The sequence below is a fragment of the Leptospira soteropolitanensis genome (assembly GCF_026151655.1).
GTDB lineage: Bacteria > Spirochaetota > Leptospiria > Leptospirales > Leptospiraceae > Leptospira_A > Leptospira_A soteropolitanensis.
The window spans coordinates 514,913-539,130 of record NZ_JAMQPN010000002.1; the positions used below are offsets into that span (position 1 = coordinate 514,913).

Consider the following 24,218-nt stretch of genomic DNA (forward strand, 5'->3'; position numbering starts at 1 on the left):
TTTCTTTGTCGTAATTTACCAAACCGACAAATGTTTTTTAGCCAAAGATTTAACTTCTGAACAAAAGAAACTTTTGTCCTTGCGTTGATTTAAACTTCTATTTTTAAGCCAGAAAGATTATTTAAGTTCCTATCCATTTTAAGAGAGTTTGCTTTAAATTTTCTTTTTGTACGGGTTTACTAATGTAATCATTCATTCCCATCATAAGACATTTTTCTCTTTCCCCTGCAATAATCCCTGCAGTAACGGCAATGATTGGTATATCTTTACCGCTAGGAAGTTTTCTAATTTCTTTGGTTGCATCGTATCCATTCATAACAGGCATTTGTATATCCATAAGAATGAGCGCAGGACTTTCTTCTAAAAAAACTTGAATGGCCTCTTCGCCATTTTGAGCCTCTAAGATTTTTACTTCAGGGAGAATTCTTTTAATAAAATTTCGCATAAGTCCAAGATTCACCGGATTATCTTCCACAACCAAGATTTTTGAATTTCCTACAATTTGTTCCTGTAAATTCATACCTTGATCATTTGTAAACGACTCATTTGGTTTTAGTTGCGGATCAATTTCAGGAACCCGAAGTTCAATTTCAAAAAAGAATTCACTTCCCCGGTTTAATTCACTTTTTAATTGTAAATCGGATTTCATCAGGGCAAGTAACTGTTTACAAATTGCCAGACCAAGACCTGTGCCACCAAACCTTCGTGTGGTGGAAAAATCCTCTTGTGTAAAGGAATCAAATACCTTTTCTTGGCTTTCTTTGGCGATACCAATCCCCGTATCTTTGATTGAAATTCTAATTTTCACCGACTTCGCATCTGTAAATTCTAGTTTCGTTACATCACATTCAACAAAACCTGATTCGGTAAATTTGATTGCATTTCCGAGTAAGTTTAAGAGGATCTGCCTTAATCGATTTGAATCAAACATTAAAAGAGGAGGAATGTTTTCATCGATGTGAAAGTGAATATCTAGTCCCTTAATGAGCGCTTGGATATTCATAATTTTGATTGCCTCTAAAACTAATTTTTTCAAATTATATGGTTCTTCTGCTAGTTTTAACTTACCAGCTTCTGCTTTCGAAAAATCTAAAACGTCGTTGACTATGTTTAACAAGGCATGTGCAGACTGTTTTACTATTTGCGCATATTCGTTATAAGAGGAATCCTCTAATGTCTCAGCAAGTAAATCGGAATAACCAATAATCCCATTAAGAGGAGTTCGAATTTCATGACTCATATTAGCCAAAAATTCTGACTTAGCGCTATATGCTTTTTCTGCAAATTCTTTCGCTGCTTTTAATTCTAGTTTGGTTTCATAAGCCTCGGTAATATCCCTTGTGAACATCAATATCCCACCGATACCACCATTCAGTTGGCTCCAAGGCCGAATTTCCCATTGAATCACTTGGTCTTTATCCCAACCAGGGGGCCTCCATACATCCTCATCTCTTTTTAAAACTTCACCCCGCAAACCACGTGCGTGAATCTCTTTCCATTCCTTACTAATATTTGGGAAGATTTCATAATGGCTTTTTCCGATGATCTCTTCTTTGGAAAAGGGAATTTTATAATCTTCAATCCAGCGCTGACTGAGGGCTACATAACGCATTTCTTGGTCTAACATAGCTACGGCCGCAGGAGCATGCTCCACAAAAGACCACAAAATCGATGTTTGTGCAGCTAACGTCATTTCCCATTTTTTACGTTCATTGATATCTTGGATGATACCATAAATTTTAACTATTTTTTCTTCTTCATATTCAGCACGGCCAATGGTTCTTACCCAAGTTTGGTTTCCCTTCGCAGTGACCATTTCCAATTCTAAATCATATTCTTTTCCTTCCGCTAAAAGTAGGGAAATTGCATTTGTTATCTTTTGTTTGCTTACTTCTGATGGAAAGAATTGAAGTCCACCTTCCACACTTGGAATAAAATTATCATCTACCTCGTGAATTTGTTTTGTTACATTTGTCCAACTTGCTTTTTTCGTCCTTAAATCCAAATCCCAACCACCGATCCTTGCAATGCCCGCAACTTGATCGAGTAACCTAGATATATTTTGTAACTCCATCTCAGCTTGTAAGGATTCCGAAATATCTAGAATTTGTGAAAGGTAATAAACAGGATTTCCTAAATGATCCCGAATGATCGATTTATTCAACACAGCCCAAATCAAACGATTGTCTTTAGTAATGTAACGTTTTTTAATCTGAAAATTATGAATCAATCCTCGACTCAGCTTCTCTAAATGAGATAGTTCTAAATCTAAATCCTCAGGATGAGTAATATCGGAAATTGATTTTGTTTTTAACTCTCTGTCCGTATAACCAAGCCATTGACAGAAAGTTGAATTTACCTCAACCACTTCTCCATGAGGGTTTTCGATTTCCATACCGATACTAGAATTACGAAAAGAAGATGAAAACAAATCCCTAGAAAATTCGGTCGATTGTATGATATGAGGATCTTGGCCTATAGAATCATCAATGGTTGTATCCAAAACCAGAAGAATGTATTTTTTTCCAGACTCTATAAACTCTTTGGAATGGAACCGAAAAGGAAAACCTGCACTATTACTGGGATCAAAACAAATCCGACCCAAAAAAGTTTCTTTTTTTACGGAAGCGGTATTTAATAAAAAACCTGAATGAGTCAGAATACATTCCACAGGAAAAGATTGTTCATTGAATCGTCCCATTGACCGAGAAGCTACGGGACTTGGATAAACCACTCCAATGGATGTATCCCACACCAAAAATCCATGCAAACCATATTCCAATACAAGGTCGCATAATTCTTGTTTATCCGAAATTAATGAAACTGGATTCATCGTGTTCTTTATTTGAAAGTAATTTTACCGTGCAAACTGTACAGAAAAAAGACCTCGTAAATTTCCCACTCGATACCCTCGGGCCTGATCATCCGGATATTCTTTTTGCAAAACTTCTAAGGTTTCTTTTTTGATGTCCACATTGGGTTCCCCGTGACACTGTAAACACAAACCTGCAGTGGGAATCGGAACATAAACGGTTACCGTATCACGAGTAGTAACAGTCTTCACTGGATACTCACCTTCCTTTGTAGGGTTTTCACTGATCTCTAAAAATATTTTCCTTTCTTCTTCCGAAACAAAATTCATAGGGTTCCTTGGTTTATCAGAAATTCGACGCAAGAGAACACCTTTTTTCGATCCAAGATTACTAGTAAAAGACATTGCATTCTGTTTACAAAATGGGATGGCATTTTTTGTCCCACCTTCGGCAATTGCGTTCGTTAATTTCTGGACCAAATTGGTTTTGGCTTCTTTTGTGATCTCAAGAGCCATTCCTTCATAATCCGCTTTTCGACAACCCAAGTTTACCAAAAGAGATAAAACCGGTATGATAGTGCCCACGGCTATTTTCGAAATTTCATTCATCCTTAAAAAACCCTCGCCAAAATCTTAGTCCTTTTTTTCTTTTCTGCAACTGTAAATACGATAGTTCTGATATTTCAAAAAACTCTTTGATCAGACGGGAAGTTTTTCAAAAATCAACCCAATTCTAGAATAGAGCCGTTTGACAACACGTATCAATCTCAAAATCTTGACCTTAGTTCCCTCTATGAAACAAACAAAAATTGCAATCATTGGTGCTGGTGGTCTTACCGGTAAAGAACTTACGAAACTTCTTTTTCACCATCCTGGTTTTGAGTTGGTGCATGTTACCTCCAATCAAGTAAACGGAAAACACATCCGTGAAGTTTTCCCTGACCTTAGCCATTTACCTGATTTAGAATTTCATAAACACGAAGCACCTGTTCCTAAAGATGCAGGAATAGTTCTTGCGACTCCCAATGAAGTTTCTTTAGAAAAAGCTCCTGAGTTTTTAAAAGAAGGAAGAAAGGTAATCGACCTCTCTGGAACCTTCCGACTCCACAACCAAAGTAAATTTGAAAAAGCTTATCAGTTTACTCATACAAATTTTTCTTTGATGGACCAAGTTGTCTTCGGGTTACCGGAACTTTTCAGAGAAAAAATAAAGAATGCAAACTTTGTTTCGAATCCCGGTTGTTATGCAACTTCTGCCATTTTTCCGATTGCCCTTCTTGGAAATTTAAGAAAAGAAATCCAGGGGCCTGTGATTGTAGATGCAAAATCTGGTGTGAGTGGTGCAGGTGGAAGGACAGAAGAAATCAAATATGCATATACCAATGTGTATGAAAATTTCAGAGCATATAAAATTTTAACCCACCAACATGAACCAGAAATGGAAGAATATGGATTTGTAGGAACGGAAGAAAAAGAAATTCATTTTACACCACATTTACTTCCCATCTACAGAGGAATCCTTGCTACCATCTATATTTCCTTTCCAAAAGGAATTAGTGAAGCACAAGTCAAAGAAAAATTCCAAGTGGCCGTCGAAAAAGAACCCTTTATCAGATTATACAAAACTCCCGAAGAAGTAGAAATTAGAAAGGTACAAAATACAAACTTTTTGGACTTAGGATATCGTATCAAAGGAAACACACTGGTCATTGTCTCAGCACTCGACAATTTAGTGAAAGGGGCAGCAGGCCAGGCCTTACAAAATTTGAATTTGATGTATGGTTATCCAGAAACAGAAGGTCTTGTTACCCTTTAACAAAAACAAAACACTTGTTACCGGAGCGTTTGAAGGAGAAATAAATCTCCTCAGGGCTTCGGATAAGTTTCCCTATTTAGAAGTAATGGGAATTGGAAATTTAGAAGCGGCAGTCCAACTATCGGAATACCTTTCTAAAAACAAAGAGATACGTCATATTGTTTTTTTTGGATCTTGCGGGGTATATGATTGGAGCAAAATCCAAGTGGGATCCATTATTTCACCAAACAGAGTATATACGAAAGAATTGGCCCATGCCTTAAAAATGGCAAAACAAATTCCCGAATCCCCAGAGTTTCATGAACTTGTTCCGGACAAGTTTTTCAAAACGGCAAAATGTAATGCACCAACTACAATCACGTTAACAGAACTAAAACAGCCTCCAGAAGAATCATGGAAAAATTTAGAAGTTGAAAATTTGGAACTGTTTGGAATCGCCAAAGTTGCAACAAAATTTTCCATTACGGTCACCGCTTATTTAGCCGTAACCAATTCAGTTGGACCCAATGGCTCTAATGAATGGGCCAAAAACTGGAAAAACCTATCCGAGTCCTTACAAAATCAATTTTTAAAAGCAGGGAAGGAAATCACTTAAACCCAAATTTTTCTTTCTCGAAAAAAGTCCCATCTAAGATAAAAATCTTTTTGAATCTTCTAAAACTTCCCTGACACAATGTGGAACGGGGATGAGCATATAGTTGATACATTCAAATCTCTCCCAAGATTAAAAAAAATTCATTCAAAGATTCCAGTCCATTAATATGGAAACCAAAGAATCCCTTCACGTTTTAACTTCTCAATAGCATACCGGTCCGTCATCCCAGCGATGTAATCACAAATGACTCGCGCCCTTCCTTCCTCTTCTTCTCGATTCCTATAAGATTCTGGAATGGATTCTGGATGAGATTCAAAATGTTTAAACAGTAAATGAATTGTTTCTTTCCCTCTTTCACTCATACGAGATACTTCAGGATGACGATAGAGCTTAGCAAACAAATAGTCTTTTAATTCCTTAAATTCTATTTGAAATTCTTCGGAAAACTGGACAAGTTTCCATTGTTTTTGAAACGCTAAAGAAACATCTTCTCTTGATCTTATGGAATATTTTTGTAAAAGGAAATCGATGTTATCTATTAAATCGGAAACCATTAAGTTGAGTAATACCCTTCCTGCAGAACGAGAAATAGAATCTATATCGGAATGGTTCGTTTTAGGAAGAGAATCCTTAATTCGTTTCCAAACTTTTAATTCCTTTACATCAGAGAGATCAAGAAGTCCACTTTCCAATCCATCTTCTAAATCATGAGCACTATAAGTAATTTCATCAGAACTATCAACCACCATTGCTTCTAAAGAAGGACCCAAACCTCGCCTAACATTAAGTAACTCCGATTTTTCGTAATCCCCACCATGTTTCATGATTCCCAGTAAAGTTTCCCCACAAAGGTTGAGGCCGGGAAAATCAGGATAACGGCGTTCTAATTTCTGAACTACACGAAGGGATTGTTTGTTGTGTTCAAATCCACCTTTGCCTCGCATCAAATCAGAAAGTGCCTCTTGGCCGGCATGACCAAAGGGAGAATGACCCAAATCATGTGCAAGAGCAATGGTTTCACTCAAGTCTTCACTCAGACCAAGAACCTTGGAAATGGTTTTAGAAATTCCTGCAACTTCCAATGTATGTGTGAGTCGGTTACGAAAATGATCCCCTTCTGAATAAACAAAAACTTGCGTTTTGTATTCCAAACGTTTGAAAGCATGAGAGTGGATGATGCGATCACGGTCCCTCTGAAAGGGAAGTCTGTAGGGATGTTCCGGTTCCGAATACTCTCTTTCACCTGGATTTCTGCTACTAACAGCATAAGGAGCAAGGATTTTTTCTTCTTCCTCTAGGAGCCAGTTTCTCCCTTTCTTCATAAATCTCTTTCCTTTTTCGACGAAACCATAAAATCAGTATAAATCCCTCATGGACTTTCTACAAACTCTAGTTTCCATTTTTATGCAATACGGTTATTTTGCCGTTTTTGGAATTCTGATCCTTTGTGGATTCGGTCTTCCGGTTCCTGAAGATATATCCCTCACCGCAGGTGGAGTCATCTCTGGCCTAGGTTATGCCAATGTTCACATTATGTTTTTGGTGGGAATGGCTGGTGTTCTCATTGGAGATAGTTTTGTTTTTTGGTTAGGAAGTTACTACGGAGAAAAAGCCCTCACTCTTCCCATCCTAAGAACTGTCCTGCATCCGGAACGATTTGACAAAGTTCGTGACCAATTCAAAAAATATGGCCGTTGGGTGGTCTTTTTCGGACGTTTTATGCCAGGACTCCGGATGCCTATTTTCTTTACCGCAGGGACTTCCAAACAAATTAGTTTCATTCGTTTTTTCCTGACCGATGGATTTGCCGCCCTCATCTCCGTTCCTATTTGGGTCTATTTAGGTTATTTTGGGGCCCATAATTTTGACCAACTGATGGGATGGGTTCGAAACGGCCAAACCATCATCCTCACTCTCGTGGCCCTAGCCATTCTAGTCCTTGCCTTCTTTTGGTGGCGGAGGAAACACCGGGAAGAAAGAGGAGAAAAATGAACACTGTTTCCTTTTTCCCACGCTACTACTTCTTGATTGTACAGCTTCTTTTCGCCTTTAGTTGCACAAACTATTCCACAACAGCGTCTGTACAAGCACCGCCTACACTCATATCCATTACCAATAATGGAAATTCCAATTTTACGATCAAAGTCAGAGCCCAAAACCCGGAATTTATCTTCCAGGGATACCGTCTCTACTCTGGGATTTCAGAAAAGGAAGTCCAAAACCCGACAGACCTGAATTTGGGAACGGACTGTGTTTTGGCATCCTCTACGATAGTCCAACCTGTTGAATATACTTTTGAGATTGATCCATCGCAAAAAGACAATGCAACGGGAGTCAGTTGTCGGATTTTTGCGACTCTCACACCAGGAACCTACATCGCCATGAGGACCCTAGGTCTTGCTGTCAACCTACAAAATAGCACTAGTTCCTTTAAAGTATCGCCTTCCTCAAATGCTCTTATTGTCCCTTAAAATAAAACTTTCTTGCATTTAAGTCAAATGCGTGTATTTTTTTCCGGAATCATGGGAATTCTTTGCGCTTTTTTTAGAATTTTTCTAAAAATTTGCCCCAAAGTCCAAACATGAGAATACAAATAGAAAGGGATGACGAAATCCCAAATATCTTTTGGAGGATGATACAAAATGTACCAAACGAAACATTGGTCAAAATTCGCGGTGGCGGCACTCGTGCTCGTTTCAGTCGTTGCTTGCGGAAAATCAAGATCTGTCAAAATCTCTGACTCGAACGTAGAGCGAGCAACAAGCCCGGCCAAACTTCCAGCTGACCTTGAAAAACTTTGGAAGAACCGTCAAAACGAACAAGACCTGAGACAAGCCCTTGTTGGTTTAGAAAAATTTGCTCTTGAGAACCCTCAATACTCTGATGTAAAAGTCTTACTTTGCCGGGGAAACTACCTTTTAAGTGACGGACATCTTTGGCTAAAACTTACAGGTGATTCTGATACAGATGAAAAAGTAAAAGAAGAATCCATCCAATACTACGATGCTGCAGTGACTTGGTGTGAAGCTGCCCTTGCGATGAACCCAAAATTTCGTGACAAAGTTGTCAAAGATAAACTTGAGATCGAAAAAGCTTTGGATGTTCTTGGACCACAAGATATCGATGCTCTTTATTGGAGATATGCCTCCCTTGCTAAGTGGTCCAGAATGGTAGGATTTACTACTCTTCTTTCTAACCGTTCTAAATTCTCAGCAATGATCAACCGTGCTAAAGAAATCGAAAAAGCAATGGGTAAAGAATATTTTTATTCAGCAACTCTCAGATACGATGCAGCAAGTAACGCTCTTTCACCAACCGGTGATAAAAAACTTGCGGACAAATTGTTCGAAGAAGCAATTGCAAAACACCCGAACTACTTTGCAGTACGAGTATTGTATGCAGAGAGTCGCCTAAAAGGAAATGAAGACAAATTCAGAAAACAATTAGAATTTGTAATCAAAGGAAAAGCCTCTTCCCTTCCTGAAATCGAAGCAGATCAAATCGTAGAACAACGTAAAGCTAAGAAATTACTCGACGAACTATAATCAAGTTTACTAGGAGAACTAGATGTTTTTAAAACAATTAAAGTATTTAGTTTGTGTAAGTTTGACCCTCACGATCAGTGGGGGTTTATTTGCACAAACAACAGTTAAACTAGCAACCGTTGCACCGGAAGGATCTCCGTGGGCAAACGAACTAGCAAAAATCAAGAAGAAAATTGAATCAGAGTCACAAGGCCAAATTAAGTTTAAAATTTATCCTGGTGGACAAATGGGTGGAGAAAACGAAATCCTCCAACAAGTCATCCGTGGAAAACTACAAGGTGCTGGTCTTACTGCAGGTGCTCTTGCCAACACGGTAAAAGAACTAAACGTTCTAGAGATTCCTTATCTATTTAGCTCTTATGCGCAAGCAGACTGTGTTCTTGATGACCACTTACAAGAAGATTTCCGTAAACTTTTTGAAGCAAAAGGCCTCATCTTTGTAACTTGGGCAGAAAATGGATACCGTTCGATTGGAACAAAATCGGCTCCTGTCAAAACTCCTGATGACCTAAAAGGTGTTAAAATCAGAATCCAAGAATCTCCAGTTCATATAGCTTATTGGAAACAATTGGGTGTGAGTGGAATTCCGATTGCTATCCCAGAAGTTCTTCCATCCCTTCAAACTGGTGTGGTAGAAGGATTTGATAACACTCCTCTTTTCACTTTGGCAGCAGAATGGCAAACAGCGATTAAGTATTTCACTTTGACTCGCCACATCTACCAACCAGCAGCCATCCTTTATTCCAAAAAGTTTTGGGACACACTTAACGACGAACAAAAGAAAACTCTTATGGGTGAAGGTAATAAACTTGCTCCAGGTGCAAGACAAGCTGTTCGTTCCATTGAAAAGAACATGATTTCCACTCTTAAAAAAGCAGATGTCGTTGTGTATGAACCTTCAAATGCTGACTTAGCAGGATTTAAAGCTGCAGCAAATGCGGTTGCAGGCCAGGTGGTAGGAAAAATCGGTGGTCAGTCCAAACAGATCTACGACAAAATCCTAAAAGCCAAAGCAGCTTGTGGTGGATAAGTTAAGGAAGGATATAGATAAATGAAATTCGTCGAACGAATTCTAAATACTTTGAGTTTCGGCGAGAAATGGGCGGGAGGAATTTGTTTCCTTCTGCTCACTCTTCTCATGATTGCTGACGTTTCCAAAAGGGAAGTCATCGACAAAGTTTTCAGTTGGGTAATGGAAATCACAGAAGCTTATCCAAATACCAGTGTTGCCGGTTTCGTTGGTGACTGGAGTGTTTACATTGCCGAATCCATTCACGGTGGAACCTCTGGATTTTTAGAGTGGCTTGGCCTTGGTGGTATCATTTGGGCACAAAAACTTTCCCTCTATTTTATGTTATGGGGTGGTCTTTTTGGATCTGCACTCGCAAGTGCAAAAGGTTCCCATCTTCGCCCAGAAATCGCAGATAAAGTATTACCAAAACAATTTTTACCTTATATTAAGGTAATTGAACAGTGGGTAATCTCTTTTTTCTTTTTGTTCCTTGCCTATCTATCTGTCATTTATGTTCTAGAAAGTATTAGTTTAGATGAAGTGAATCCTGTAACAGAAATTCATTTGTGGAAAGTTCAATTGATTTTCCCTTATATTTTTACCTCTATGGGTTTCAGACATTTGTGTTATGGAATTTTTCCTGCCCTCATTCCTTCCGATATCAATGAAGCCACAGAGGCTTTGGAACTTGCGGAAAAAGAACTTTCCGAATCTAATTCACGGGGGAATCAATAATGGGTTCTTGGGGAATACTCCTACTCTTACTTGCTTTAATTTTACTCAGACAACCTTTGATTGTACTTATGGGTGCCATCACGGTTTATTGTTATTACTTTTTACCAGATCCGCCTCTTGAGTCTTTCCAAGAACTGAATAGTATCATTGGGGATTTATTCTTTGCGGGAGACAAAGAAATCCTTCTTGCGATTCCTTTGTTTATCATTGCAGGAAACCTAATGACCCACGGAAGTATTGCTAGACGACTCATTCGAATTGCACAGGCAATGACAGCACCCATTCCTGCAGGACTTGCGATCGCAGGGGTTTTCTCATGTGGGATCTTTGCTGCTATTTCTGGTTCCTCTCCAGTAACACTCATTGCCATCGGTGGTCTGATGTATCCTTCTCTTACCAAAGCAGGATATCCGACTCAATTCTCTATGGGTCTTCTTGCCTCTGGTGGAACTCTTGGGATCATCATTCCTCCTAGTATTCCGATGATTGTTTATGCGATTATGGTAGGTGTATCTGTAACCGATCTTTTCATTGCAGGGATTGGTCCTGGAATTTTACTCATGTCTCTCCTTATGATTTATTCTGTGTTACGCGCAGGAAACGTTGGTCGAGGAAAATGGGACTGGGCCGAAATTCGTGTTGCTTGGAAAGAAGGAGTGCTTGCTCTTCTTATGCCTGTAGTGATCCTCGGAGGAATTTACTCCGGATTTTTCACAGCAACAGAGTCAGCAGCCATTGCGGTTTTTTATGCCATCCTTGTCGAAGTGTTCATCCACAAAGAACTTAGTTTTCCTAAGATTCCAAAAATCATGGCTGAAAGTGCAGAGATGTTAGGAATTCTATTCCTAATCCTAATCCTTGCAGTCAGTTTGAACAAGTTCATGATCGAGAACGAAATACCGCAAAATCTTGTGGCGACAATGTCCGAACTCATTTCAAGCCCTGTGACATTCCTCATTGGTGTAAACATTTTGTTACTCATAGTGGGAATGTTCATGGATATTATGAGTGCGATTCTAGTACTTGCGCCGCTACTTGCACCAATGGCCATCAACTATGGAATCAACCCAGTTCACTTCGGTATCATTATGATTGTGAACTTGGAAATTGGTTACTTAACTCCGCCAGTAGGAGTCAACTTATTTGTGGCATCTGGTATCTTCAAACAACCGTTAGGAAAGGTAATTCAATCCGTAGCCCCTATTGTGGGACTATTCCTGATTGGACTTATCCTTATCAGTTGGATTCCAGAAATTTCGCTTGGTCTTGTCGGTGGAGAAGCAGCAGCTCCAACACCATAATACCAAAATATCGAAATGGATTCTTTTTCTTGGAACATTGATAAAAAAGATCTTCCATAACTAAAAAGAATTATTTAGAGAAAAAAGCCGGGGACCTACTCCGGCTTTTTTTATTTAAGCCCACCAAACACGAAGTCGTTCTAAAGAATCTTTGGCATCTTTGGCCCAAAGGCTAGTAGGATGTTTCTTTAAAATCTCTGTATAGACGGAAAGAACTGGCTCTAAGTCTTTGCGTAACTGAACTAGTTCCTTGTTTGCATTTTCAGAAAGTTCAATGGGATGTAAGTTCCGTTTTTCATAATAACGTAAAATGGCTTCTGTTTCTTTTTCTTTGGCCTGCTTGTATTCATGAAATACCGGATCTTTGGAAGGTTTTAGCGGATTACCTTTTTCATTTGGATCATTATTTTCTTGATTACCGGAGGGGAATGATTCCTCTTCTGGATGAATGAGAAGGAAATCTTTTAAGGATTCATAATGTTTATTTAATTCTAAAAACATAACATCACTGGTAAATTCTCCAGAATCAGGATGATATTTTTTAGCCAGTTTATGATAGGATTCTTTGAGTTCCGATTCGGTAAACCCAGGACTTAAACCTAAAAAATGAAGAGAATCATTTAACAGTAGTTTTTTGTCCATGAGAGGCCGGATGACTGCATCAAATGTGTTTTCAATCTACGTTTGATACTGAATTCCCAAAATTCTTTTTTGCTCTCATTCATTTCAAAAACAAGTAATTCTTGAACCTTTTGTTGCAAGTTTCTTGCTTCATCCAGTCTTTCGAAAACCGTTTCTGAAATGGCAATTTCTTCTTCCGTATACACTTCCATCTCTTGCCTTTCCCAAAGTTCACGGTCAACTTCCTCTAGTTTCTTAACTAAAGATTCATTTTTAAACTCTAGTTTTACCGCGGAATCTGCATCTCGATAAGAAAGTAATTCCTCTTCCCGTTTTAAGTTGGATATAAGAGATTCTAAATACTGAATTTTTTTTTGTAGAAGTTGTTTTGTATTTTGTTTGGAAGAAGTCATAAATCGGTCTGAATCCATTAACCAGTGATTGAAATTCCAGTCGGCCGTGCGCCAGAAGAAACACCTGGATTTGGAGTATCTTTTTTTTCTAACTCTTCCCAGGACATTTTTAATTCAATTAGGATTTTGATACATTCTTCAATGATGGCTTTATCCTTACGCATATTGGCTTCTAACAACCTTTTCTTCAAATAAACGTATAAAGACAATAGATTGTTTGCAACCTCTTTCCCCTCTTCCATATTGAGTGAAAGTAAAAGTTCTGTAATGATGTCTTGGGTTTTGATGATATTGTTGTTCACAACGTCATACTTTCGGGGAGTCATATTGTCTTTGGCTACACCGAGGAATCGGATGGCTCCGTCAAAGAGCATCACGATCAGTTTGATCTGGCTAACGGTAGATATCTCATTGGCTTTGTATTCATTGTAAGCAGAGGCACCGGTTTTTCTCGCAAGCGACATTTTTTTCTCCTGAGTATTCCCATCGACCAAAAAGGATACTTGCTTAATGACCCAAGCGAATATTCTTAGAATATCACATGGGAAAAATAAAACGTGTCGTTTTTTTGGCCTCGGGAAGAGGTTCCAATTTTAGCGCTTCTGTCGAGTACATCCGTAAAAAAAAGCTAAAGCTCGATCTGGTGGCCCTTGTGACGGACAACCCAGAGGCAAAGGCCCTTGGGATCGCCAAATCCTTTGGCATCCCCACAAAGGTCGTTCCCTACACAACTTATCCCCAAAAGGCTGACTACCACAAAGATCTCCTTGGGGAAGTAGAAACTTTCGACCCAGACCTGATTGTGGCTTGCGGATACATGAGAATCCTAAAACCAGAATTTGTACGCAGATTCCGAAACCGGATCATCAATGTCCACCCGAGTCTTCTTCCCGCCTTCCCTGGACTCGACTCCCAAAAACAAGCCCTGGACTATGGTGTAAAAGTTGCAGGTTGTACGGTTCATTTTGTGGAAGAAGGTGTGGATACGGGTCCCATCATTTTGCAAAAAGCGATTGCCATTGCCCCAGATTGGAATGAAAAAGAACTATCCCTTGCAATCCTTGCGGAAGAACATAAAATCCTTCCACTCGCTATACAACTGTTTTGTGAAGATAAATTAAAAATCAAAGAACGAAAGGTAGAAATCCTAAAATGATCGAAATCAAACGAGCACTCGTATCCGTATCCGATAAAGCCGGAATTACAGAGATCTGTTCCTTCCTAGCCAAAAACGGAGTGGAAATACTTTCCACTGGCGGAACCTATGATGCCCTCTCCAAAGCAGGAGTTCCAGTGAAAAAGGTGGACGAGTTCACTGGTTTTCCTGAGATCCTGCATGGCCGAGTCAAAACCCTCCATCCAAAAATTCATGGCGGACTCCTCGGTGATACAACAAACCCAGACCATGTCAAACAGATGGAAAGTAATGGAATTGTTCCCATCACTCTTGTGATTGTGAACCTTTATCCGTTTGTCAAAACAGTGATGAAACCCGATGTAACGTTAGAAGATGCCATAGAAAACATCGATATCGGTGGACCATCTATGCTCCGTTCGGCGGCAAAAAATCACAAAAACGTAGTGGTTCTCACTGATCCAAAAGATTATGATTCGTTCCAAGCCGAATTTACATCAAACAAAGGAAAAGTATCAAGGGAAACCGCATTTAAATATGCTGCCAAAGTATTTTCCGAAACAGCTTCTTATGATTCAGCAATATCTACCTTCTTTAATAAAAAGTTAGATATCAAATATCCTGATAAAATTACTTTTGCCTTTAACAAAAAACAAAAACTAAGGTATGGTGAAAACCCACACCAAGATGCAGCGTTTTATGAACCTCTTTTTATTAAATCACAGTTTGAGGCCCTTCAAGGAAAAGAACTCTCTTTTAATAATATGTTGGATTTTGATGCTGCCTTTCATGTTGCAAGTTTACTTCCAAAAAATGCAGTATCTATTGTAAAACACTTAAATCCTTGTGGGATTGCTTTTGGCGAAAACGTTCTCGAATCCTTTGCACTAGCAAGAAAAACAGATCCTATTTCGGCTTTCGGTGGAATCATTGGAATTCATGGACGTGTGGAAAAAGATGCAGCAGAAGAAATCACAAAGAATTTTGTGGAAGGTGTGATCGCAGAAAGTTTTTCTGAGGAAGCCTTGGAGATCTTCTCCAAAAAACCTAACATTCGTTTGATCCCGATAACAAATTTTGACGAGGCCTTGGATGAACTTGATTTACGTTCTCTTCATCATGGACTACTCATCCAAAATCGTGACTACGATTTGATCACAAAAGACAAACTAAAAGTGGTCTCGAAAAAACAACCAACAGCTGATGATTTAGAAGGGTTGATGTTTGCTTGGAACTGTGTGAAGTTTATTAAATCCAATGCAATCGTTTACACGGACCAAAACTCAACTCTTGGAATTGGAGCCGGTCAAATGTCTCGTGTAGATTCAGTGGAACTCGGTGCCATGAAAGCTCAAAAAGTTGGACTCTCAGTTGTAGGATCTTATGTAGGTAGTGATGCTTTTTTTCCTTTCCGGGATGGAATTGATGCCATAGCCAAAGTGGGTGCAAAAGCCATTATCCAACCAGGTGGATCCATCCGTGATGAAGAAGTCATCCAAGCAGCAGACGAACATGGTCTCATTATGGTGTTCACTGGAATGAGGCATTTCCGTCACTAATGGAATTTTTTCTTTTCCTCCTATTTCTCACCTTCTTTTGTTTGGTGACTGCGGTTATAGTTTATTATGTGAAGATTTTATTCTTTTCTAAAAAAACTAATTACCGCAGGGAAGAACTAACAGACATTCGAGGGGATGTATTCCGCATTTGTTTGGATGTTTTGGAATCGGGAGGAAATTTAGTTTATGGAGCTGGGACTTTTTTAGCGAGTGCCCTTTTCGTTTGGCTTTGGTCCCTACTCGGGTCAGTCCTCGGAGAAAAAGGTCCTGGGCCCTTCGAACATATCTTCCACATGCCAATTTTCTTTTTGGCGCTATTCTTTTCGTTTCCGTTCTTAAAGGATGCCTACAGAGGAGAACGGTATCTAGCACTTGCCAAACCCGCCCTTTCGGGACTTGCTTTAGGTAATTTGGCTTCTGGAGCCGTCCATTATGGCCTCGACCGAGACCTTTTCTTTTTATTTTACCTACTCCTTGTTTTTTTGCAAATCCCGGTTCTTGTTTTCTTATGGAACAGAGAACCAATTTTCGGAGTGAGTTTCGAAGAAAGTAAATCCACCTATTCTTTTGAAGCAGAAGAAGATTGGGGAGCTCCATCCTCTACAGACTCCGCTCCAAATAATGGTTGGGATGAGGACGAAAAAGGACCCTTTACCGATGAAGAAGATGATTTTGGTTTGGGAGAGGATCCATTCCGAGATGATTTTAAGTAAGAAACCGGTTCTCTTTTTTGAAATTTTGACCGATAGGAATCTTATGAAGAAATATGTGTTTTTCCTTCTTTTCCTAATCCCTGGACTTCTCACAGCACAAACAGAAATTCCTAATAGTTTGGATGGATTTGCAGAAGCTTCTTGGGGGATGACTTTTGAATCCATCCGCGAAAAATTTTTGTCAATGGCAACCAATCCAGATTCAAAGGAAAAGATCGAACTCTTAAATGAAAAAAAAGAGGAAAGCCTTCTCATCAAACGAAATGGAATCTTCTATCTCTATCGTTTTTATAAAACTCCTGAATTACTAAAAGAAGTTCGCCCTAAACGAGAAGGAGCAGCTGAGTCCGATCCTTCTATCGATGGACAAACAGAATTTCGCGAAAACGGAATCCTTTTCTCCGTTGGTGTGACTTTCAATTTGGTCCCATCAGAAAAGATCAAAGAGAAGATGGAAAAAAAATACGGCAAACCCAGAAAAGAATCCATTGGTGATGACAAGGTTTCGGGAGCGGCGATTTGGGAACTTGTAGAAAGAAGAGAAAACCCTCCTCGTGGTGGATTTGCCGTAGTCTGGAGAGAAGGATACAAAAAGGCTCCCTACACCCGTAGGATCGATTATTTTTCTGCTAACTTAAAAGAGGTCATTGCTAAGGATTATGTCGATTTCTTCAGCGTACAAGAAACAAAAACCTTGCGGGATTTAATCCCGTAGTTACCCTGTCTCGTAAGGCTTGGCAACCCAAGCCATCCATACGAGGCAAAATGAATTTATTTTTAGACACAGCCAACATAGACGAAATTAAAAAAGTCCATGAACTTGGTCTCCTAGACGGGATCACCACAAACCCATCCATCATTGCAAAATCGGGCCGTAAATTTACGGAAGTCATCAAAGAAATTTGTAGTTTTGTAAAAGGACCTGTAAGTGCAGAGGTTCTTGCAACTGATGCTCCGACGATGATCAAAGAAGGTTTAGAACTTTCTAAAATTGCAGAAAACGTAGTTGTAAAAGTACCTCTCATTCCAGAAGGGATCAAAGCAGTGAATGCATTTGCTGAAAAAGGAATTCAAACAAATGTAACACTATGTTTTACTGCCAACCAAGCTTTACTAGCGGCAAAAGCTGGTGCCAGTTTTATCTCCCCTTTTGTGGGTCGTTTGGATGATGTTGGTTATGATGGATTGGAACTCATTTCTGAGATCCGTGATATTTATGACAACTACGGAATCGAAACACAAATTCTTGCGGCATCGGTTCGCCACCCCATCCACTTCAAAGAAGTTGCCCTTCGCGGAGCCGATTGTGTCACTCTTCCTTACTCCGTATTTGAAATGCTTTTCAAACACCCACTCACTGACAGTGGACTTGCCAAGTTCGTCGAAGACTCCAAAAAACTAAATTGGTAAAAACTTAAAACCACACCACCGGATATTTTCGGTGGTGCACAAAATTATTTACAAACAGAGCATTCATTAGTAGAATGATCGCTCCAACGAGTACAGGGACAAAAATAAAATCAATTCCTGCCCCTCCCATCACACCGATAAGAGCCGTGGCACCACCTGGCGGGTGTAAGGTGTGAGTTAAATACATAACAAAAATAGAAAGTCCCACTGAAATTCCAATGGTGAAAAAATTGGTTCCAAAAACTGCAACAAGGATCACTGCAATGGTTGCAGAAATCAAATGCCCTCCAATTAAATTTCTTGGCTGAGAAAGTGGAGCCTCAGGTACAGCAAACAAAAGCACAGCAGTAGCTCCGAAGGAACCGATGAGAAGAGAATGACCAGACCAGTTTGTAATGGCCAGGATCGACCAGATGGAAACTGTACTACTAATCAAACTCCAAATCGCAAAACGAAAGGACCTTTTCGGACGAATCGTTCTTAAGGGGGCTTTAATTTTATAAGGAATGTTCTTTAGTCTACTTTTCAGCGTGATTTACCCAAATATCTTTCATTTGGTCAATAAAACAAAAAGCAGACTGATGGGAAGCATCATTAAACAAATCACAAGTTCCTTCCCTATTCCAGTTCAAAGTTTTAGCACCATAAGAATTCACCAAAGTTTCCATTGGCACCCACCAAACTTCCTTTATATGAAATTTCTCATAGTATTTATAATAATCGCCGTAAACTTTCGGCCATAAAACAAGTGTTTTGATTTGGTTCTTACGAGCTAACTCTAAAAAAGCTTCCACATAAGGTTTTTGAGACACACCAAGTGAATAAGAACTCATATACAAACTGCCGATACGAACTGTATCTTTTTTGATTTTTTCAATGGGATTTGATTGTACGCCATACATCAAATATTCACCTTTTGAATAATTGATCAGTTGGAACTCTTCGTTGTAAGCAGATTTGTATTCCTTTAGTTTTCCACGTTTGAGCCTGGAACTGAAAAGTGAAAGATTTAACTCCAGACTACGAATTACAAAGACTTTATCTAAAAAAAAGTTCCATTTTTCTTTGATTGGAATATCTTTCCATACGAAATCTATACAATCCTTATCACAACCCATCCGTAAAAATGGAGAAAGAATGAATCCTTTATTATCATCGAATGCCTCGGGGCTTAATGAAAGAATGACAAATTCTGGTTTGACCCCCGAATCCAAAAGTTTTTTCAATTGAATATAAGAATTCATCGGAATGCCTTGTGGACTACTGAAATTATATAGTGTCCAATCTTTGCGGTAAGGTTCGGGAATACCTAGTTCCGAAAAGGGATAAGAACGTGAATCTCCAAAAACAAGGGCTAATTTTTTGTCACCGACTTCCTTATCAGCTAACAGTCGCTTAGCCAAAACCTTTCTTTGGAAATAAAAAACAGAGTTTCCGGCTTGTAGAAATTCATCATGAAAGATGGGTAAAAGAAAAATTTTATCTACAAGAAAGATAAATAAAAAAAGAACGACTGGATATAATAAAAACGGTTTTGATTTCAAAAACACAAATCCTCTAACCTCACTATTTTAAGACTGGATTGGATTCTTCAACTAATTTAAGAAACTGGCTGTCCAAGAACCTGTTCTTCCGTCACAACTTTGTATTTGCCTTCTTCAATCACTAAGTTTCGCAAATCCAATTTCCCAATCCGAATTCGGTAGAGGTCAAGAACCACCAAGTCCTTTGCTTTGCACATTCGACGAATTTGTCTTTTTTTGCCTTCTTTTAAAATAATACTGAGGTAACTTGTAAATCCAGGATTCGTCTTTTCAGGGACAACATTTGCTGGTTTTACGGATAGGGCTCGAAGGGTATCCCCTCCTTCCCTTACACCTAACATAAACTCATCGGCTATGGCCTTCCAAGCGACAGGTTGTTTTAAACTGATAATGTATTCTTTATCTATTTTGTTTCTTGGGTGTGTGACTTTTTGGATGAAATCTCCATCAATGGATAAAAGTATAAGTCCACGAGAATCTAAATCCAAACGACCTGCATAATTGTATTTTTGAAAACCCTCAGGTAAAAGCGAAAAAATCGTATTCTCATGAAACTTATCTTCATGAGAAGTTAAGAATCCTGCAGGTTTGTTAAAAGCAATGATTTTGGGTCGATTCAAGGACTCCTCTTCCATTTGCACCGGTTTCCCATCAAAACTCACTGCGTCACCCTCAGAAACTCGAAAGGAAAGATCCGTGATGGTTTTTCCGTTCACTTTGATTCGGCCACCAAGGACCAATTCTTCCACTTTCCTACGGGAACCGAGACCTAATTTAGCTAGAAATGCGTTGATCCTCATGATTTTCCATTTTACAAAGTGGCCTCATTTCAAAAAGTCTAAAGAAGGTATGAATCCGTTAAAAAAGAAACCTCGCTCCAAGAATATCAGTCCCAAGGTGGACCTTCCTCATTGGATGAAAGTGCGAGTGAGTTTTCCCACGGAAGGAGATGCTCTTGCCAAAGTGCGAGAAGAGGTAGAATCCAAAAAGTTACATACTGTCTGCGAATCCGCAAGCTGCCCAAACCTCAACCACTGTTGGAACCGTAGAACGGCTACCTATATGTTGTCCGGAGATATTTGTACAAGACGATGCCAATACTGTGATGTGGCCTTTGGAAAACCAAATCCCCTGGATTTAGAAGAACCCGAACGAGTAGCAAAGTCGGTTGCAGAACTTGAATTACGCCATGTGGTTCTCACGGCGGTCAACCGTGATGATTTAAAAGACGGTGGTGCTGGCCATTTTGCAGAAACCATAACCAAAATAAAATCCTATCGTCCCAGTTGTTCCATTGAAGTCTTAATTCCAGATTTTAAAGCCAAAGAGGAATCTTTACAAATTCTCTATGCCGCAAAACCAAATATCATCAACCATAATATTGAAACGGTCGAACGACTCTTTCCAACCATCACGCCCCAGAAGAACTACAAACGTTCTTTAGAAGTCCTATCTCATATTGCAAAACATGGTTTCCTTACTAAAAGTGGTCTGATTCTAGGCCTTGGAGAAACCGAAGAAGACGTAAAACTTTGTTTAAGAGATCTCTACGACCACGGGGTTAGGATGCTCACCATCGGCCAATACCTACAACCAGGTCCCACCCACTACCCAGTTCAGGAATTTATCAAACCAGAAACGTTTGAATTATGGAAGGAATTTGCTTATCGAACGGGATTCAAAACTGTAGCTTCTGGCCCACTCGTTCGATCTTCTTATCATGCTGAGGAATATTTTTCTGAGTAAACACCCAATTCATCCGAAAGATTAGGTATGGATGAGGAAAAAATGGAGGCATTTAGGAAGGAACTAACCAAAACGTTCTTTCTCTCCATCTTAAAAGATTTAAGTGAAATTGGAGAACCACTCTCTGATTTTGAAGTAAAGGTTCTCATCCAAAAAGCACTGGCCCACTCACCCGATTTACAAGTGGAGTGGGGAGAAATGGACAGGTTTGGAAATAGCACCTTACTTGTGAAATACGAATCCAACCTACTTCTCATTGAAGCAAGTCAACTCATAAGCACCATTCGAATCCTCTGGAATGAGTACAAATCCAAAGAGGATTGATACACTTACTACCCACAAAATCACAAATCAAAACGAAAGAAGACTGGTGTTTTTATTTAGGGGTAACCATTGATTCAAAAGAATATAACTTAAATACCTAGAAAGTTCTTAGTACATAAAAAAAGCCCGAAGGAAATTTCCTCCAGGCTTCTTTTCTACTTAAGGGTTGGTTTATTTAGAATTTGGATTTTTGTTGAAGGTCGTAAATGACTTCTTCTACATTGTCCATATCAATTCTCTTAACACCATTTTCAGTGTGAACAATCAACTGTCCGTTTTCTTGGTTGATGATCGCTCCAATCACTGTTTTACCGTCTACTAGAACGATTTTTTCAATTCTTTCGTAGTAGTTTACAATGTCTTTTTTAGACTTAAACTCTTTTGGTTGGTTAGCCAAAGACTCTTCGAATTTTTTCTTCTCTTCTTCTTGGCGTTTTGCCACTTCACTTTCAATTGCTTGTCTCTTAGCATCAATTTCTTGTTTTTTCAACTCATCTAACTTTTCAGTTTGAGCTGTTTCGCTAAGTTTTGCAATCTCTTGTGCAGTTTGTTTGTCCACTGTTACGATGGTTTTGATTTCTTGTTCTTCGTTTTTAGTCAGTTTAGCACTTTCTACTACGAGTTTTTCTTTCTCAGCAGTTTTGAATGCTTTGTTTAAATCCAAAGTTTGGATATCAGCAGACTTTGCAAGGTCAGCAGATTTTGCTGATTGTGTGGATGCTTGGTCTTTCTCTAAGATTACTTCTGCTTTTGCAATTGATTCTTGGAGTTTTTTCAAGTCTGCATTTCCAGAGATTTCTTCTGAAGAAAGTTTTTCTAATGCAGGAACACGTGGAGCAAATGCAACCGCACCTTCAACTACTTTTACTTTCGCAGGTTTTCCCTCGGCAGCTTCTACGATAAAAGACGTTCCTCGCACACCCGCAATCGCAGTTGGTGTTACGACAGTAAAGTTGTCTTCTTTCTTAGCTTTGTTCACTTTTGCAAATACCTTTCCAGAAACTAGAGCAATTTGAGTGTCTGTAGTTCCCGAATTGTCTTGGGAAAGCTTCGCAAAGTCAATCGCGGACTTAGGAGAGATACGAATGCTCGATCCATCCGCAAATTGGATGTCTACTTTTCCATTGTCGCCTGTGACTACGTTATCCCCGGATTTCAGAAGGGCACCAAGCTGTGCTTTTTCTTCTGTTTGGTCTGCGTGTTGGATTTTGGAATCTCCCACCGCAAATACGACTACCGCAGATAAATCTGCAGCTTTTTTAGGTGCCTCAGACACTTCTGCGTCTGGTTTCTTACAAACTGTAAGACCAGTGAAAAGAAGCGCAAGGCCCATTATGGTTAGTTTCGATGCTTTCATATCGTCCTGTCCCTTAGTGAAATTCAACTTTCGTTACTCTAATCAACAAACTGAGGGTTTATAAATTCCCAGCTTTTTTGTATTTTTTTCTAGAATGAAAAAAAATTCATTAGTTCGGAAAAAAAATAAATTAGTGATTAGATTTGTAAACGAATATTCAGGATTTTTCCCTGAATCTAAGCATTTTCAAGGGAAAAGAAAGGATTTCCTTTGGAAAATCGCTTTGTCTAAGATAGAGGAAGAAAAAAACTCCCATTATGGCTGAAATCTCTACACTGAACCAAAGACCCGCCTCCTCCATCAAACTCCTGGAAGAAATGGAAAGGTCGTATAAAGACCTTCCGATGGAAGCCATTGTCAAACAAGACATCCTAAGACAGGGCATTCACTTTTTACCCGAATCCTTTCAAGTGAAAGATCCTTATAAATCAAAAGATTACTTTATTTTTTCCTTTGATCATATTCCCCTAGCTGACCTAAAAGACGGTGCAGACACCAAAGCTCCCGAAGAGATCAAAATCTCAGGAGGACATTTTGGTCTTTTAAAAACAGTGATCTCCACAAGAAACAACCCGAACTCTCCCTATAAAATGAAATCAAAGGACGGAATCCCTACTTTGTTTTTAGAAGAAACAGAGATTGGCAATGCAGAGTATCCCCCCATCCCTTCTTGGTACAGACACAAAACTAAATCGGGAAAATTACCAGGAGAAGTGGCACCTGTCATTGAATGGGGTTACCTCTTATATTTAACAGTATTTCGAAACTGCCAATACTTTGGAAAAGACGAAGAGTGTGCCTATTGTGATATCAATCACAACTACCGCCAACAAAAAGGGGCAGGACGTCCTTATACGGGAGTGAAGGATGTTGAAGATATCTTAGAAGTGCTTTCTTGGGTGGATGCAGAAGACCAAATTGCAAAGGTTTACACCATCACTGGTGGTTCGGTTCTTACCAACCTCAAAAAAAAATCAGAAGTGGATTTTTACCTCCAATACCCTGAAGCCATTGAAGCAAGGTTTCCCAAACGTTGGATGGGAAAACTGGTAGCCCAAGCCTTTGAAAAGGAAGACTGCCAAAAATTTAAGGATGCAGGGATTCAAATCTATCACCCCAATTATGAAGTATGGGACAAAGCTCTCTTTGAAAAGATTTGCCCTGGAAAGTCGAGTTGGATTGGTTATGAAAATTGGATCAGAAGGGTTGTGGATTCTGCTGAAGTATTTGGTCCTGAAAATGTAATTCCTAACTTTGTGGGTGGAGTCGAACTTTCCGAACCTTGGGGATTTAAAACCGTGGCCGAAGCCATCACTTCCACAAAACAAGGTTTAGATTTCTTCATGTCAAAAGGAATTGTTCCGAGGTTTACAGCATGGTGTCCTGAACCTTATACCACGCTTGGCCAACAAGCAGGCCCTCCCCTTGTGTATTTTTGTGAATTGTTAAGGGCTTGGAAAGAAACCTTCGAACACTACGCTCTCCCCACTCCTCCAGGATACGGGGAACCTGGTCCAGGAAAGGCGGTATTTTCTGTTTCTGCTTTTATGGATGTGATAGGATATTCTGGACGAAATTAG

General features: G+C 39.3%; 26 protein-coding genes. 16 read left to right on the forward strand and 10 right to left on the reverse strand.

Translation table 11 applies throughout. The features are described 5' to 3' along the window. Window positions 1-121: 121 nt before the first annotated feature. Window positions 122-2,833: a PAS domain S-box protein gene (locus ND811_RS07135; RefSeq protein ID WP_265351392.1), complete on the reverse strand. Its 2,712-nt coding sequence runs from the start codon at window positions 2,831-2,833 to the stop codon at window positions 122-124. A 24-nt stretch (window positions 2,834-2,857) separates the two neighbouring features. Then, complete coding sequence (locus ND811_RS07140; protein ID WP_265351393.1) at window positions 2,858-3,421, reverse strand: Tll0287-like domain-containing protein; 564 nt, start codon at window positions 3,419-3,421, stop codon at window positions 2,858-2,860. A 184-nt stretch (window positions 3,422-3,605) separates the two neighbouring features. Between ND811_RS07140 and argC the strand changes: the two genes are divergently transcribed. Beyond that, window positions 3,606-4,628 (forward strand): N-acetyl-gamma-glutamyl-phosphate reductase, encoded by a 1,023-nt coding sequence (gene argC / locus ND811_RS07145; protein ID WP_265351394.1) that lies wholly within the window; start codon window positions 3,606-3,608, stop codon window positions 4,626-4,628. Further along, entirely contained in the window at window positions 4,615-5,223 is a 609-nt protein-coding gene (locus ND811_RS07150) for a nucleoside phosphorylase-I family protein (RefSeq protein WP_265351395.1), read from the forward strand. Before argC ends, ND811_RS07150 begins: the two co-directional genes overlap by 14 nt. Before the next feature lie 161 nt (window positions 5,224-5,384). Here ND811_RS07150 and ND811_RS07155 read toward each other — a convergent pair whose 3' ends face one another. Further along, window positions 5,385-6,545, reverse strand: a complete 1,161-nt coding sequence (locus ND811_RS07155; RefSeq protein ID WP_265351396.1) for a deoxyguanosinetriphosphate triphosphohydrolase — start codon at window positions 6,543-6,545, stop codon at window positions 5,385-5,387. Window positions 6,546-6,594: 49 nt separating this feature from the next. On the opposite strand from ND811_RS07155, the gene ND811_RS07160 reads away from it, so the two are divergent. The 6 genes from ND811_RS07160 to ND811_RS07185 all read left to right on the forward strand — a co-directional run bounded on the left by ND811_RS07160 (window position 6,595) and on the right by ND811_RS07185 (window position 11,816). Beyond that, the gene (locus ND811_RS07160; protein ID WP_265351397.1) at window positions 6,595-7,215 is read left to right on the forward strand and encodes a DedA family protein; all 621 of its coding nucleotides are present in this window, start codon (window positions 6,595-6,597) and stop codon (window positions 7,213-7,215) included. Beyond that, window positions 7,212-7,694: an LIC11661 family lipoprotein gene (locus tag ND811_RS07165; RefSeq protein WP_265351398.1), complete on the forward strand. Its 483-nt coding sequence runs from the start codon at window positions 7,212-7,214 to the stop codon at window positions 7,692-7,694. Before ND811_RS07160 ends, ND811_RS07165 begins: the two co-directional genes overlap by 4 nt. Before the next feature lie 171 nt (window positions 7,695-7,865). Then, window positions 7,866-8,768 (forward strand): TRAP transporter TatT component family protein, encoded by a 903-nt coding sequence (locus tag ND811_RS07170; protein ID WP_265351399.1) that lies wholly within the window; start codon window positions 7,866-7,868, stop codon window positions 8,766-8,768. 22 nt (window positions 8,769-8,790) lie between these two features. Next, a complete protein-coding gene (gene dctP, locus ND811_RS07175; protein ID WP_265351400.1) occupies window positions 8,791-9,798 on the forward strand; it encodes a TRAP transporter substrate-binding protein DctP in 1,008 nt (335 codons plus the stop codon). A gap of 21 nt (window positions 9,799-9,819) precedes the next feature. After that, window positions 9,820-10,515: a TRAP transporter small permease gene (locus tag ND811_RS07180; RefSeq protein WP_265351401.1), complete on the forward strand. Its 696-nt coding sequence runs from the start codon at window positions 9,820-9,822 to the stop codon at window positions 10,513-10,515. After that, window positions 10,515-11,816, forward strand: a complete 1,302-nt coding sequence (locus ND811_RS07185; RefSeq protein WP_265351402.1) for a TRAP transporter large permease — start codon at window positions 10,515-10,517, stop codon at window positions 11,814-11,816. The genes ND811_RS07180 and ND811_RS07185 overlap by 1 nt, the downstream gene beginning before the upstream one ends. A 114-nt stretch (window positions 11,817-11,930) precedes the next feature. Here the strand turns inward: ND811_RS07185 and ND811_RS07190 are convergent, their stop codons facing one another. Genes ND811_RS07190 through fliS form a run of 3 tightly spaced genes read right to left on the reverse strand, consistent with a single transcriptional unit; the run spans window position 11,931 to window position 13,314 of the window. Further along, window positions 11,931-12,458 (reverse strand): J domain-containing protein, encoded by a 528-nt coding sequence (locus ND811_RS07190; protein WP_265351403.1) that lies wholly within the window; start codon window positions 12,456-12,458, stop codon window positions 11,931-11,933. After that, window positions 12,437-12,850 (reverse strand): flagellar protein FlgN, encoded by a 414-nt coding sequence (locus ND811_RS07195; RefSeq protein WP_265365521.1) that lies wholly within the window; start codon window positions 12,848-12,850, stop codon window positions 12,437-12,439. Before ND811_RS07195 ends, ND811_RS07190 begins: the two co-directional genes overlap by 22 nt. Window positions 12,851-12,867: 17 nt before the next feature. Beyond that, window positions 12,868-13,314 carry a flagellar export chaperone FliS gene (gene fliS / locus ND811_RS07200; RefSeq protein ID WP_265351405.1) on the reverse strand — a complete coding sequence of 149 codons (447 nt, stop codon included), beginning with the start codon at window positions 13,312-13,314 and terminating at the stop codon, window positions 12,868-12,870. A 77-nt stretch (window positions 13,315-13,391) separates the two neighbouring features. Between fliS and purN the strand changes: the two genes are divergently transcribed. The 5 genes from purN to fsa are packed head-to-tail and all read left to right on the forward strand — an operon-like array spanning window position 13,392 to window position 17,667. Beyond that, window positions 13,392-14,006, forward strand: a complete 615-nt coding sequence (purN, locus tag ND811_RS07205; RefSeq protein ID WP_265351406.1) for a phosphoribosylglycinamide formyltransferase — start codon at window positions 13,392-13,394, stop codon at window positions 14,004-14,006. Then, entirely contained in the window at window positions 14,003-15,544 is a 1,542-nt protein-coding gene (gene purH, locus ND811_RS07210; RefSeq protein ID WP_265351407.1) for a bifunctional phosphoribosylaminoimidazolecarboxamide formyltransferase/IMP cyclohydrolase, read from the forward strand. Before purN ends, purH begins: the two co-directional genes overlap by 4 nt. Next, complete coding sequence (locus ND811_RS07215) at window positions 15,544-16,257, forward strand: hypothetical protein (RefSeq protein WP_265351408.1); 714 nt, start codon at window positions 15,544-15,546, stop codon at window positions 16,255-16,257. The genes purH and ND811_RS07215 overlap by 1 nt, the downstream gene beginning before the upstream one ends. 43 nt (window positions 16,258-16,300) lie before the next feature. Next, a complete protein-coding gene (locus tag ND811_RS07220; protein ID WP_265351409.1) occupies window positions 16,301-16,972 on the forward strand; it encodes a hypothetical protein in 672 nt (223 codons plus the stop codon). Window positions 16,973-17,022: 50 nt separating this feature from the next. Next, window positions 17,023-17,667, forward strand: a complete 645-nt coding sequence (gene fsa / locus ND811_RS07225) for a fructose-6-phosphate aldolase (protein ID WP_004788650.1) — start codon at window positions 17,023-17,025, stop codon at window positions 17,665-17,667. A gap of 4 nt (window positions 17,668-17,671) precedes the next feature. Here fsa and ND811_RS07230 read toward each other — a convergent pair whose 3' ends face one another. From ND811_RS07230 to ND811_RS07240, 3 genes are read right to left on the reverse strand one after another with little or no spacing between them, the layout of a single operon-like run. Next, window positions 17,672-18,142: an HPP family protein gene (locus ND811_RS07230; protein ID WP_456085677.1), complete on the reverse strand. Its 471-nt coding sequence runs from the start codon at window positions 18,140-18,142 to the stop codon at window positions 17,672-17,674. Between the two features lie 43 nt (window positions 18,143-18,185). Then, window positions 18,186-19,211 carry a DUF1574 domain-containing protein gene (locus ND811_RS07235; protein WP_322113445.1) on the reverse strand — a complete coding sequence of 342 codons (1,026 nt, stop codon included), beginning with the start codon at window positions 19,209-19,211 and terminating at the stop codon, window positions 18,186-18,188. Between the two features lie 56 nt (window positions 19,212-19,267). Then, a complete protein-coding gene (locus ND811_RS07240) occupies window positions 19,268-20,011 on the reverse strand; it encodes a pseudouridine synthase (protein WP_265351412.1) in 744 nt (247 codons plus the stop codon). A 49-nt stretch (window positions 20,012-20,060) separates the two neighbouring features. On the opposite strand from ND811_RS07240, the gene lipA reads away from it, so the two are divergent. Together lipA and ND811_RS07250 are read left to right on the forward strand one after the other, a co-directional pair. After that, window positions 20,061-20,957 (forward strand): lipoyl synthase, encoded by an 897-nt coding sequence (lipA, locus tag ND811_RS07245; protein ID WP_265351413.1) that lies wholly within the window; start codon window positions 20,061-20,063, stop codon window positions 20,955-20,957. Between the two features lie 27 nt (window positions 20,958-20,984). Beyond that, entirely contained in the window at window positions 20,985-21,281 is a 297-nt protein-coding gene (locus ND811_RS07250; protein WP_265351414.1) for a hypothetical protein, read from the forward strand. A gap of 175 nt (window positions 21,282-21,456) precedes the next feature. Here ND811_RS07250 and ND811_RS07255 read toward each other — a convergent pair whose 3' ends face one another. Beyond that, complete coding sequence (locus ND811_RS07255) at window positions 21,457-22,638, reverse strand: lipoprotein LipL45 (RefSeq protein ID WP_265351415.1); 1,182 nt, start codon at window positions 22,636-22,638, stop codon at window positions 21,457-21,459. Between the two features lie 257 nt (window positions 22,639-22,895). Between ND811_RS07255 and ND811_RS07260 the strand changes: the two genes are divergently transcribed. Then, complete coding sequence (locus tag ND811_RS07260) at window positions 22,896-24,218, forward strand: radical SAM protein (RefSeq protein ID WP_265351416.1); 1,323 nt, start codon at window positions 22,896-22,898, stop codon at window positions 24,216-24,218.